The organism is Embleya sp. NPDC059237 (assembly GCF_042754105.1).
In the GTDB taxonomy this organism is placed as follows: domain Bacteria; phylum Actinomycetota; class Actinomycetes; order Streptomycetales; family Streptomycetaceae; genus Embleya.
Genome location: NZ_JBHZAE010000002.1, coordinates 407,254 through 419,397, shown reverse-complemented (window position 1 = coordinate 419,397; position 12,144 = coordinate 407,254). Strand labels below are relative to the sequence as shown.

10 protein-coding genes are annotated in these 12,144 nt (G+C 71.2%); 4 read left to right on the top strand and 6 right to left on the bottom strand.

The genetic code is table 11. The features are described from left to right. Positions 1–70: 70 nt before the first annotated feature. Positions 71–577, bottom strand: coding sequence for a DUF2269 family protein (locus ACFXKZ_RS08725; protein ID WP_379997941.1), 507 nt, complete (start codon positions 575–577; stop codon positions 71–73). A 103-nt stretch (positions 578–680) separates the two neighbouring features. After that, positions 681–2,864 (bottom strand): DEAD/DEAH box helicase, encoded by a 2,184-nt coding sequence (locus ACFXKZ_RS08720; RefSeq protein ID WP_379997938.1) that lies wholly within the window; start codon positions 2,862–2,864, stop codon positions 681–683. 200 nt (positions 2,865–3,064) lie between these two features. Here ACFXKZ_RS08720 and ACFXKZ_RS08715 point away from each other — a divergent pair, with 200 nt between their 5' ends. The 4 genes from ACFXKZ_RS08715 to ACFXKZ_RS08700 all read left to right on the top strand — a co-directional run bounded on the left by ACFXKZ_RS08715 (position 3,065) and on the right by ACFXKZ_RS08700 (position 7,395). Further along, positions 3,065–4,762: an alpha-glucosidase gene (locus ACFXKZ_RS08715; protein ID WP_379997936.1), complete on the top strand. Its 1,698-nt coding sequence runs from the start codon at positions 3,065–3,067 to the stop codon at positions 4,760–4,762. Positions 4,763–4,823: 61 nt separating this feature from the next. After that, positions 4,824–5,972, top strand: coding sequence for a N(5)-(carboxyethyl)ornithine synthase (locus ACFXKZ_RS08710; RefSeq protein ID WP_379997934.1), 1,149 nt, complete (start codon positions 4,824–4,826; stop codon positions 5,970–5,972). A gap of 60 nt (positions 5,973–6,032) precedes the next feature. After that, positions 6,033–6,389, top strand: a complete 357-nt coding sequence (locus ACFXKZ_RS08705) for a hypothetical protein (RefSeq protein ID WP_379997932.1) — start codon at positions 6,033–6,035, stop codon at positions 6,387–6,389. Positions 6,390–6,486: 97 nt separating this feature from the next. After that, entirely contained in the window at positions 6,487–7,395 is a 909-nt protein-coding gene (locus ACFXKZ_RS08700) for a Gfo/Idh/MocA family protein (protein WP_379997930.1), read from the top strand. Between the two features lie 13 nt (positions 7,396–7,408). Here ACFXKZ_RS08700 and ACFXKZ_RS08695 read toward each other — a convergent pair whose 3' ends face one another. The 4 genes from ACFXKZ_RS08695 to ACFXKZ_RS08680 all read right to left on the bottom strand — a co-directional run bounded on the left by ACFXKZ_RS08695 (position 7,409) and on the right by ACFXKZ_RS08680 (position 12,116). After that, entirely contained in the window at positions 7,409–8,608 is a 1,200-nt protein-coding gene (locus ACFXKZ_RS08695) for an MFS transporter (protein WP_379997929.1), read from the bottom strand. A gap of 297 nt (positions 8,609–8,905) precedes the next feature. Beyond that, a complete protein-coding gene (locus ACFXKZ_RS08690) occupies positions 8,906–9,940 on the bottom strand; it encodes an N-acetylglucosamine kinase (protein WP_379997927.1) in 1,035 nt (344 codons plus the stop codon). Next, positions 9,928–11,214 carry a 6-phospho-beta-glucosidase gene (locus tag ACFXKZ_RS08685; RefSeq protein ID WP_379997925.1) on the bottom strand — a complete coding sequence of 429 codons (1,287 nt, stop codon included), beginning with the start codon at positions 11,212–11,214 and terminating at the stop codon, positions 9,928–9,930. The genes ACFXKZ_RS08690 and ACFXKZ_RS08685 overlap by 13 nt, the downstream gene beginning before the upstream one ends. After that, the gene (locus ACFXKZ_RS08680; protein ID WP_379997922.1) at positions 11,211–12,116 is read right to left on the bottom strand and encodes a carbohydrate ABC transporter permease; all 906 of its coding nucleotides are present in this window, start codon (positions 12,114–12,116) and stop codon (positions 11,211–11,213) included. Before ACFXKZ_RS08680 ends, ACFXKZ_RS08685 begins: the two co-directional genes overlap by 4 nt. Positions 12,117–12,144 lie beyond the last annotated feature (28 nt).

Sequence of the window (12,144 nt, the reverse complement as noted above, 5' to 3'; positions counted from 1 at the left end):
GGCCGGACATCGTGCGAGGACCGATACTTGCCCGAAACGGCGATCTTTGCACCTGCCGAGCGGCGGCGGATCAGGCGCCGGTGGAGGACCCCGGCCGGACGATCATCAACACGGTCACGGTGGCCCAGAGCAGGTTGAACACACCCGTGAGCATGCCCAGGCGCACCGTGGCGCGGTGGAAAGGGGACAACGGATCGGGGGCCACGGCCGTGGCGCCGCGGGCCCCGCCGTCCGCCGTCCCGATGTCGGCCAGCAGCGCGCTCTGTCGGGGCAGCACCGCCAACCCGAGAACCGCGGCGGCGATCGCGGTCAACGCCATCGACACGATCAGCCACGCGTCGCCCACCACGTCCATCTGCAGGGCGACCCCCAACCCGAAGACCGGTACCACCACGCCGACGACCGCGTAGACCCGACAGGTCCGATGCAGCGCGCGCACCACCGCCGCGGCCTGCTCGTCCTCCGGGTGGGCCCGCGCCTTCCGGACTGCGGGCGGGAACATACTCGCGGCAACGGTCACCGGTCCGACCGCCAAAATCGCGGCAAGCACATGTACGGCAAGCAGAAACTTGGTCACCAGCCGAGGCTAAAACTCGCCCATGATCGGCACGAGTGGCAACGGTGCCACCCACCAACGGATTATCGCCAGGGGCCGCCGCGCCGCAGGCGGGGGTGCGGCCTCAGCCCGTCGCTCCCCACCTGCGCTGCTCGTCCTCGACGATCCGCCGCACCGTCGTCTCGTCCGACACGTCGACCGCGTCCGGACTAGCCTCCGCCAGGTCGCTGCGCCGCGCGTACGCGTCGAACAGCGCGGACTTCTCGGCCAGGATGTCGAGCATGCGCTGATCGACACTGTCCGGGGACAACAGGCGATGCACCTGGACCGCCCGGACCTGGCCCATCCGATTGACCCGCGCCTCGGCCTGCTGCTCCGTCGTGGGCTTGACCTGCGGCTCGCAGATCACCACGACCGAGGCCGCCTGCAGGTTCAGCCCGACTCCGCCGGCCTGGATCTGTGCGAGCAGCACCGCGTGGCCGGACACCGCGGAGAACTCGTCGACCATCTTCTGCCGGTGTGCCGCGGCCACCGCGCCGGTGATCGGCCCGAAGCAGCGTGGACCGTCGAGGGCGGCGCCCACCGTGGCCAGCACGTCCCGGAAGAAGGAGAACACCACTACCTTCAGGTCGATCTCGGCGGCTTCCGAGACCAGTTCGCGCAGCCGCTCCAGCTTGGCCGAGTCGTCGGCACAGACGTACGCGGCCCGGCGCATCCGCATGAAGTTCCCGGCGGCCACCGCGTCGCGGTAGGCGTTTCGATCGGCGGCGCTGAACTCCTCCCACTCCTCGACACGCAACAGTGCGGGGAGTTCGGTGAGTACGTCCTCCTGGTTGCGCCGCAGGTACGCGGGCGCCACGGCCATGCGAAACGCACGGGATCCCGCGAGCGCGTCCCGACCGTGGATCCCGGGGACCAGGTCGGGTTGCAACCGCTGGACGAGGGACCGGAATTCGGCGACCCGGTTCTCCATCGGGGTGCCGGTCAGGAACAGGACGTGCCCGGCGTGCTCGGTCCAGCCGGCCAGCGCCCGGGAGCGTCCGGTGTCGGGATTCTTCACATAGTGCGCCTCGTCCACCACGAGCATCCCCACGGCCGCTTCGGCGGTGGGCGCGGGGAGCGTCTTGAGTCCGTCGAAGGTGGTGATCGCGACACCGCCGGACTCCTGCCAGTGACCGAACGCCTCCACCCGGGTCCGGCCGTGCACGACTATGGGACGTAGCTTGCTGTGCTTGCGCACCTCGCGTTCCCAGTTGATCAGCACGCTGCTCGGGCACACCACCAGGAAACGGTGGTGACCGCCGGCGGCGAGGTGGGCGAGTGCCGCGATCGCCTGGACGGTCTTGCCGAGCCCCATCTCGTCACCGAGGATCGACCGACGCTGCCTGAGCGCGAACCGAGCCCCGAAGGACTGGTATCCGCGCAGTGAGGCGAGCAGAAGGGACTCGTCCAACGGTTGGGCGTTGACCCGTTCGGCGATCTCCGCGGGGATGAATCCCTCGGCCGCGTCCCGGTCCGGTACCCGGCCGGCGATCGTGTCGAGCAGGGCGTAGTAGTCCGCAGGGCGCTGCTCGAAGTCGCACCACGCCTCGAAGTCCGAACCGGGGACGCGCAACAGGTCGGTCGAGGCTTGGGCGAACAGCAGCGGCAGTTCGCGCTCGGCCGCGTCCGAGATCAGCGTGTGCAGTTCGGCGAGGGCCGCGGCGACCCGTTCCCGCTTGTCGGTTCGGGCGAACCACATCCGCAGCCGACTGCGACCCGGGCCGGCGGCGGTGCGCGGGGCGACCAGGCGCCCGGTGAGGTCCTCGGCGATCGCCGCCGTCCTGCGGGCCTCCGGGTCGGCCGCGACCAGGGTGTACAGCGCCCGGACCAGCGCGGTGGTCTGCTCCGTGGGCCGGTCGGGGTCGATGCGGACCGTGACGGTGTCCTCGACCGCGCGGGCGATCCGCCGTGCGGCGCCGACGGCTTGGGCGGCGGTCTGCTCGCCGACGCCCGGCACCTGGCGCAGTCGGTACGGCGGCGCGTCGTACACGGCGCCGACCGTCGCAAATCCGGCCGCCTCCAGGGCGCCCAGGCGCAGTCGCCCGTCGGTGGCCTCGCGGAGCTGGTCGATCGGGATGCGGGCCAGCGCGGCGGCCACCAACTCGGCGCGGAGCGGGGACAACGCCGAGCGCACCGCGTCGAGCGCCCCGGCCTGGTCGGCGGTGACGGTTCGAGCGGCGGTGTACAACGCCTCCGCCGCGGCCAGCACTTCCCGCGCGCGTCTGCCGCCGGCCGGTGCGCCGGCTGCCGGTTCGGCCGATCCCATCGAGTGCTCCGCCCCATCCTGCTCGCCGCGACGGGGCATCCTCCCATGCCGCGCTCGAAATCCGGGGTTCGCGGACGTGGGGGCGGCCGGCGGGTGACAGTGGAGGGGCCGGGGTGCTTCGGGTGCTCCGGGCGCTTTGGGTGCTTCGTGTGCTGCGGGAGAGGGGTTGGTGGGTCGTGGCGAGTGGTGAAGGGGAGCGGGTGGAGGAGCCCTGGTGGAAGTCGGCGGTGGTCTATCAGATCTATCCGCGGAGTTTCGCGGACTCCGACGGGGACGGAATCGGGGATCTGGGCGGGATCCTGGCTCGGCTCGATCATCTGGTCGGGCTCGGGGTGGACGTCTTGTGGTTGTCGCCGGTGTATCCCTCGCCGCAGGATGACAACGGGTACGACATCAGCGACTACCAGGGCATCGAGCCGATGTTCGGTACGTTGGCCGACTTCGACCGGCTGACGGCGGCGGTACACGAGCGTGGGATGCGGCTGGTGATGGACCTCGTGGTCAACCACACCTCGGATGAGCACGCGTGGTTCCGGGAATCGCGCGAGGGGCCGAACAGCGCCAAACGGGAATGGTATTGGTGGCGCCCGGGGCGGCCGGAGCGCGGGGTCGTGGGGGAGGAGTCGGCGGCGCCGAACAACTGGGGGTCGTTCTTCTCCGGGTCGGCGTGGCAGTACGACGACACGAGCGGGGAGTACTACCTCCATCTGTTTTCGCCGAAGCAGGCCGACCTGAACTGGGAGAACCCGGAGGTTCGCCAGGCGATTTACGCGATGATGCGCTGGTGGCTCGACCGCGGGGTGGACGGGTTCCGGATGGATGTGATCAACCTGATCTCGAAGCATCCGGACCTGCCGGACGGCGAGTCGACGGGCGACGGGCTGTACGGCGACGGGTCGCCGTACTACGTGTGCGGGCCCCGGGTGCACGAATACCTCGCGGAGATGCACCGTGAGGTATTCGCCGATCGGCCGGAACGGGTGCTCACCGTGGGCGAGATGCCGGGGGTGACGCTGGAGGACGCGCGGCTGTTCACCGACCCGGCGCGCGGCGAGGTGGACATGGTCTTCCAGTTCGAGCACGTGGGGCTGGACTTCGGGCGGCACAAGTTCGACGTGCAGCCGCTGCGGCTGACCGCGCTCAAGGAGTCGTTGGGCCGCTGGCAGACGGGCCTGGCCGAGGTGGGCTGGAACAGCCTGTACTGGAACAACCACGACCAGCCCCGGGTGGTGTCCAGGTTCGGCGACGACGGGCCGCGATACCGGGTGCGTTCGGCGACGATGCTGGCCACCGTGCTGCACCTGCATCGGGGCACGCCCTACATCTACCAGGGCGAGGAACTGGGCATGACCAACGCGCCGTTCGCCTCGGTCGAGGACGTGCGGGACATCGAGGCGCTGGGCCATTACCGGCAGGCGATCCGGGCCGGCGAGGACCCGGAGCGGGTGCTGGACGGACTGCGTGCGCGGGGGCGGGACAACGCGCGTACGCCGATGCAGTGGGACACGTCCGGACATGCCGGATTCACCACGGGCACACCGTGGTTGCCGGTCAACCCGAACCACACCACGATCAACGCGGCGGCGGCGCGGGCCGACCCGGAGTCGGTGTACCACCACTACCGCCGACTGATCGCCCTGCGGCACAGTGAACCGAGCGTCGTACACGGCGACTTCACGATGCTGTTGGCGGACGACGAACGGCTGTACGCGTTCACCCGGCGCTATCGCGACACCACACTGCTGACGCTGGCCAACTTCACCGGCGAGCCGGTCGAGCTCCCGGCGGCGCTCGCGACCGAGTGGGCAACGGCCCCGCTCGTCCTCGGCAACGTGGGCACGTCGATCGACCCGACGACGCTGCAACCGTGGGAGGCCCGCGTACAGCGAAAGGGGTAGTCGGGCGTGTGGGGGGATACTGGGGGTCTACCTAAGGAATCTCATGATTCGCAGGACCCGCATGACTCTCGGCATTCTCGGCTCCTCACTCAAGGAGAACGAGCACCGATTGCCGGTCCACCCGCTGCACGTCGAGCGGATTGCGCCGGACGTCCGCGAACACCTGTTCCTGGAGGAGGGCTACGGCGAGCGTTTCGGCGTAGCCGACGCGGAACTCGTGCGGCACGTGGCCGGCCTGCTTTCGCGTAAACGCCTGCTCGCGGAGAGTGACGTGGTGCTGTTGCCGAAACCGACCCACGAGGACGTGGCCGCGATGCGCGACGGCCAGGTGTTGTGGGGCTGGCCGCACTGTGTGCAGGATCCGATCATGACCCAGCTGGGCATCGATCGTAGGCTGACGATGATCGCGTGGGAGGAGATGAATCACTGGACCGCGACCGGCGCGTTCAGTGTCCACGTGTTCCACAAGAACAACGAACTCGCGGGCTACTGCTCGGTGTTGCATGCTCTCGCGCTCGGCGGCGCGACCGGCAGCTACGGCCGCCGGATGCGTGCGGCGGTGCTCAGCTTCGGCGCGACGGCGCGCGGCGCGGTGATAGCTCTGGAGGCGATGGGTATCTCGGACGTCACGGTGTTGACGGCGCGGGACGCGGTCGCGGTGGCGTCGCCGATGCCCTCGGTCGTGATGAGCCATTTCCGTTTCGGCGAGGACGACCCGTCGCGTCTGGAGGCGCTCACCGAGGACGGGCCGGTGCCGTTGGGCAGCCACCTCGCCGGCTACGACATCGTGGTGAACTGCATTCGGCAGGACACCGACGCGCCGTTGACGTTCGTACTGAACGAGGATCTGCCGGAGTATCGGCCCGGTTCGTTCTTCATCGACGTCTCCTGCGACGACGGCATGGGCTTCGAATGGGCCCACCCGACCACCTTCGACGCACCCGCCTTCACGGTCGGGGACAACTGCCACTACTACGCGGTCGACCACAGCCCGTCCTACCTGTGGGACTCCGCCACGTGGGAGATCAGCGAGGCCCTCATCCCCTACCTCGGCACGGTCATGGCCGGCCCGACCGCGTGGGACGCGGACGCGACCATCACCAACGCGATCGAAATGCGCGACGGCGTGATCCGAAACCCGAAGATCCTGACCTTCCAAAACCGCGCGACCGACTACCCACACGCACGGGCGGCGGGCGCGGGCGTCTAGGTCGGGGGGACTGTGCGGATTCGGGTGGTGGAGCGGGACGCGGGGGAGCCTCGGCGGGTCGTGTTCGGGTCGGATGTCGGTGGTGGGGTCGGCTACTGGAATGTCGGGCCGGACTTTCCGGATCAGGTGCCGATGGTGGGCGAGTGGTACGACGTCGAGGTCGATCCGGCGGACGAGGTGCTCGCGTGGACCCGGGTGCCGGCGGGTGACGTGACGGGATTTGCGCCGGTGGACGGAGGCGGGGTGGCCGTGTCCGGGGTGCTGGAGCGGGTCGAGCCGGGGGCTTCGTTGGTGGTGATGCGGCTCGGGCTCGGGCTGATGTCGATCGATGTGGCGTGCGGGGGCGAGGAGTTGGCCGTGGGGGATGTGATCCGGTTCGAGACGCCGTGGATCGAGGTGTGGCCGTATCTGCCGTGAGGGGTGAGCGCGCCGACGGGGTCCGGGCCCGGGGCGGCGTGGGGTGGGTCGTAGGGTCGGTTCGCCTTGGTCGTTGCCTGGAAGGGATGTTTGGGTCGTGCGTCTTGCGTTTGCCGGGTTCGCCCACAGTCATCCGTTCACCGATGCCGGGGTGGCTCGGGATCTGGGGGTGGGTGGGATCGACGGGTGGGACGGTGGTGAGGCCGGGCGGTTTGCGGCGTTTCGGGAGCTGCATGCGTGTGAGCCGGCCGCATCGCTTGCCGAATTGATCGCCCGCCGGCCGGACGCGGTGGTGGTGACGGTGCGGCCGGGTCTGATCGCGGCGACCGTGGCGCGGGTGTTGCGGGCCGGGCTGCCCTGCTTCGTGAACAAGCCGGCTGCTGCCTCGGCGAGTGCGCTGGCCGAGTTGGACCGGGCCGTGGCGGGGCACGAGGAGCGCTTCCTGACCTCGTCCGTGTTGCGCTTCGCGCCCGCCGTGGTGGACCTGGCCGAACGCCTGGCGGGGCGACGGGTGCTCGGGGCGCGGGCGTTGGTCCGGCACGACATCGCGGGCTTCCTGACGCCGGAGCGGGCCTGGCAGGACGATCCGGCCGAGGGCGGCGGCACGCTGGTCTCGCTCGGCCTGCACGGCGCCGAACTCCTCGACGCGGTGGCCGGTCCGGGTGCGCGGGCGGTGGCGGCGAGCCGGTCGGTGCTGGTGCATCCGGCCACCCGCTCCGAGGACACGGGCACGATCCTGGTCGGCTGGCCGGACGGGCGGCCGGGCACGATCGAGGTGTCCGGGGCGGGCGGCGAGGAGGTGTACGAGGTGGCGGTGCAGACCGAGGACGGGGTACACACCACCCGCCTCGGCGGCGCTCCCGACTGGCAGGAGGCGCTGGGCTACCGCGCCACGATGCGCACGATCCTGGCCATGGCGGGCGGCGCGGCATCGCCGTTGCCGTGGTCGCGGAGCAGGGCGGTCCTGGAGTGCGCCGTCGACGCGGCGACGATGGCGCGGGCCTGACCGGGCCGCCGCGTCACGGGCGCGTGGTGGTGGCCAGGCGCAGGATGGGCAGCGAGGCCAGGAGCAGGATCGGCAGGAGCAGGAACGCGGTACGGACCGGCATCAGGTCGGTGGCCACGCCGAGCAGGAACGGCGCACCTCCGGCGGCCAGGGTGGTGGCCCCGGCGAGCCGGGAGACGGCCAGGTCGGTGCGGCCGCCCGCCGCGCGGATCGCCGTCGCGGTGGCGAGGGGGAACTGTACGGACAGGCCCAGGCCGGACAGGAACAGGCCGGTATAGCCGAGCCACGGCACCGAGGCCGTCCAGAACACCACGAAGCCGACCAGGTTGACCGCGACGGCCCCGCCGTACAGCCGATCCAGCGGCACCCGCAACACCAGCCGCCCGCCCGCCAGTCGACCCAGACACAGGCCGGCCACCACGGCGGTCATCGCGGTGGCGGCGGCGCTCTCCGACATCCCGGTGCGATCGCGCAACAGCGTGGAGGCCCACAACGACAACGAGAACTCCACCGCCACCGAGCACACCGTCAACAACCAGGCCCACCAGTAGGCGGCCGGCAGGCCCCGGGCCGGCGGCCGTTCGTCCTCGGTCGCTGTCTCCCGGTGGTCCGGTGCCGGGCGGGCCGGCGGGTGCGGATCCGGGATCGGGGTTCGGCCGTACACCAGGGCCAGGGCGGCGAAGAGCACCGGGACCACGACCATGGCCCAGCGCCAGCCGGGGCCGGAGGAGTCCATCACACCGATCAGCAGCGGGGCGGCCGTACCCACGCCGGCGGCCAGGCCGTTGGCCTCGCTGAGCGCGCTCGGCCCGGCGATCGGGCCGTGGTGGTCGGCCAGCGCCGTACCCGCCACGTTCACCACCAGGAACGCACCGAACCCGCACAGCAGCGCCGCGCTCAACGACACGGCCGGGGTATCCGCCGCGCAGTACGCGAGCACCCCCAGACACAGCACCACACACCCGGTCCACAACGTGCGCCCACGCCCGAAGCGGCGCATCGGCCGGTCGCCGAGCAGGGCGATCAACACGCCTGCCGCCGCATAGGCCGTACTGTGCAGCGCGGCCACGGCGTTGCTCACGCCCAGTTCGTCGCCGAGCAGCGTGACGGAGGGGCCGAAGCAGTACAGGAAGTAGCCGAACGCGGCCATGTGCAGGTACAGCGACCAGGTCGCCCGGTCGCGGACCAGCCCCGGCGCGGAGCCGTCGATCACGCGAGATCGCCCACAGTCGTCCCCATCCGCATCGTGTGGGCCCCGTCGCGGATGAACCCGCCCCGCCCGGATCGTATGCGATCCACATGAACACCCGATGCCCAAACGACCACAGAACCCGGACCCGGGCCGCACGGTCACGCCCCCGCGCTCCGAAGCCGGCCGGTGCGACGCCCGCCCGACGCCCCGGCCGCCCCCGGACGGCCCGACCCGGACCGTCCACCCCCGTCCCCCCGCCCCGTCCCCCCGCCCCGTCCTCCCCCGGTCCCGCCCATCCCCCCGACACCGACCGCCCGCTCAGCCCACCCCCGCCGACCACCCCTCACGCAGGCGTCGTTCCGCCGCCCCGCCCTCGTCCACCGGCGCTCGCCCCTCGCCGCGCAGGCGATCGAGCCCGAGCAGGGCCGCACCCACCACCGGGGGGTCCGACGCGACCTTCAGGACCGCCCTCGGCGCGACCTCCAGCACCCGCCGCGCCACCGCCGCCATCAACAGCGGCGGCTCCGCGGCCAGCACGCCGCCGCCGAGGACCACATCGGCCGCCTCGCCCAGCAGGTCCAGCCGACCCAGCGCCGTCACCGCCAGTACCGCGATCTCGGCCGCCTGCCGCTCGACCACCTCGCCCGCCACCGGATCGCCCGCCGCGGCCACCCGGAACAACAACGGAACCAGCTCGTGCAGCCGCTCGGCCGGCAGCTCACCGAGGTGCACCGCCTCGGCCACCGCGGTCGCCGACGGCAGACCGAAGTGCTCGGACGTGGCCGCGGCCAGCGCCGTGGCCGGCCCCCGACCGTCCTCGGCCCGCACCGACGACCACATCACCTCCTCCATCAGGCCGATCCCGCCGCCCCAGTCGCCGGTCATCCGCCCGAGCGCCGGGAAGCGCGCGGTACGCCCGTCCGGCAGCAGGCCCACGCAGTTGATCCCCGCGCCGCACACCACCGCGACCCCGCGCGGCGCGTTCGTGCCCGAACGCAGCACCGCGAACGTGTCGTTCCCGACGGTGACCGTGCGGCTCCACCCCCGATCCTCGAACTCCTTGCGCAGCCGCAACTCCTCCACCGGCAGGTCGATGTTGGCCAGATAGGCCGCGACATGCTCCACCGGCCCGACCCCAGCCGCCGCGCGCAGCACCTCCTCGACCAGTTCGGCAACCGCCTCCGCCGCCGCGTCGTGGCCGAGCACGTACGGCTTGTAGCCCGGCCCGCGCGCCCTGCCCCAGACCCGACCGTCCGCGTCGACCACCGCGACATCGGTCTTCGAATTGCCCGCGTCGATCGCGAGCACGGCCGGGGCCGGCCCGGGCGAGGCGCCCCCGGTCACCGCGCCCACGGAAGGTGCTCCTTGCCCGCGGCAAGGAGCCGATCGGTGAGCGACTCGGCGATGTCGTACTGCCCGACCAGCGGGTGCGCCAACAACGCGGTGAACACCCGGTCCCGCCCGCCGCGCAGCGCCGCGTCCAGGGCCAACTCCTCGTACGCCGCGACATGCGCGATCAGCCCGGCCTGCAACGGCCCCACCGGCGCCACCGGCAGCGGCGTCGCCCCGTTCGCGTCGACCCGGGACTGCACCTCGATCACCGCGTCGTCCGGCAAAAACGGCAGGATGCCGTTGTTGCGCACGTCGGCGACCTGGATCCGGGACGCCTCGTCGGCGCCCTTGCCCATCAGCGCGGCGACCAGCGCCACCGCCGCCTCCGAGTAGTACGCCCCGCCCCGGCGCTCCAACAGCTCCGGCTTGGTGTCCAGGGTCGGATCCTTGTACAGCTCGAGCAGTTCGCGCTCGATCGCGGCCACCTCCTCGGCCCGCGAACCGGTGTGCCGCTGCGCGGAGACCACCGCGTCGTGCGCGTAGAAGTAGCGCAGGTAGTAGGAGGGCACCGTGTTCTGCCGGTACATCAGATCCACCGGCAATTCGATGTCCGCCGCGATCGTGGCCCCGTGCTCGGCCAGCAGACGCGGCAGCAGGTCCGGCCCGGGCGCGCCCAGGTCGTCCAGCACGTGGATGCCCCGCTCCCAGGTCAGGTGGTTGAGCCCGACATGGTCCAGGCGCAGCCGATCCGGCGCGACGTCCAACAACGCGGCGAACCGCCGCTGGAAGGTGATCGCGACGTTGCACAGCCCCACCGCACGATGGCCCGCGTCGAGCAGCGCCCGGGTGACGATGCCCACCGGGTTGGTGAAGTCCACGATCCACGCGTCGGGGGCGACCCGGCGGACCCGCTCGGCCGCGTCCAGCACCACCGGCACCGTGCGCAGCGCCTTGGCCAAACCGCCCGCCCCGGTGGTCTCCTGCCCCACGCAGCCGCAGTCCAGCGGCCACGCCTCGTCCTGCGCCCGGGCCTGCTGACCGCCCACCCGGAGCTGGAAGAGCACCGCGTCGGCGCCCTCCGCTCCCGCGTCCAGGTCGTCGGTCAGCACCACCCGGGCCGGGTGTCCGTAGCGGGCCAGGATTCGGCGGACCACCGCGCCGACCGACTCCAGGCGTTGCACCACCGGGTCCACGAGCACGAGTTCGTCGACCGGCAGGGTCTCGCGCAACCGGCCGAGGCCGTCCGCGAGTTCGGGAGTGTAGGTGGACCCACCGCCCACCACCGCAAGCTTCAACCCTTTACTCCCGTCAATGTCACGCCCTCGATGAACGCCTTCTGCGCGAAGAAGAACACGAGGATCACCGGCGCCATCACCAAGAGGGTGGCGGCCATCATGAGATTCCAATTGACCTGATGCGCGCCCTTGAACGACTCCAGGCCGTACGACAACGTCCACGCGCCCGGATTCTCCGAGGCGTACACCTGTGGACCGAAGTAGTCGTTCCAGCAGTAGAAGAACTGGAACAGCGCCACCGCCGCGATCGCCGGCCGGATCATCGGCAACACGATCGAGATCAGGATGCGCAGCTCGCCGCACCCGTCCACCCGGGCCGCGTCCAGGTATTCGGACGGGATGGTGAGCAGGAACTGGCGCAGCAGGAAGATGGTGAACGCGTCGCCGAAGGCCATCGGGATGATCAGCGGCCACAACGTTCCGGTCAGGTGCATCTGCTTGGCCCAGAAGATGTACATCGGGATGACGATCACCTGGGGCGGCAACATCATCGACGAGATCACCAGCATCAGCGCCACGCCCCGGAAGCGGAACCGGAACTTGGCCAGCGCGTAGGCCACCGGCAGGCTGGAGACCACGGTGAACAGGGTGCCGAGCCCGGCGTACATCAGCGTGTTGCGCCACCACGTGCCGAAGCCGGGGGTCTTCATCACCTCGGTGTAGTTGCCCCACTCCCACGACGTGGGCCACAGATGGCTGGTCAGCGCCTGTTTGTCGGACATCACCGAGGTCAGGAACAGGAACACGAACGGAAGGATGAAGAACAGCACGGCGGTGACGGCGAGCGTGTGCACGCCGATCCAGCTCAGTACACGCTTGCGCCGATGCGGCTGCGCCGGTGTCCGGGCGGGCGCGGGCGGCGGCACGACGCCGGCCGCCTCGGCCGTGACGGTCTGGGCCATGTAACCGATCCCTTCTGGGCACGGTGGA

Excerpts from the sequence above, each read along its gene's own strand:
- ACFXKZ_RS08720 (WP_379997938.1), bottom strand. The coding sequence starts at position 2,864 with ATGGGATCGGCCGAACCGGCAGCCGGCGCACCGGCCGGCGGCAGACGC.
- ACFXKZ_RS08680 (WP_379997922.1), bottom strand. The coding sequence starts at position 12,116 with ATGGCCCAGACCGTCACGGCCGAGGCGGCCGGCGTCGTGCCGCCGCCC.
- ACFXKZ_RS08710 (WP_379997934.1), top strand. The coding sequence starts at position 4,824 with ATGACTCTCGGCATTCTCGGCTCCTCACTCAAGGAGAACGAGCACCGA.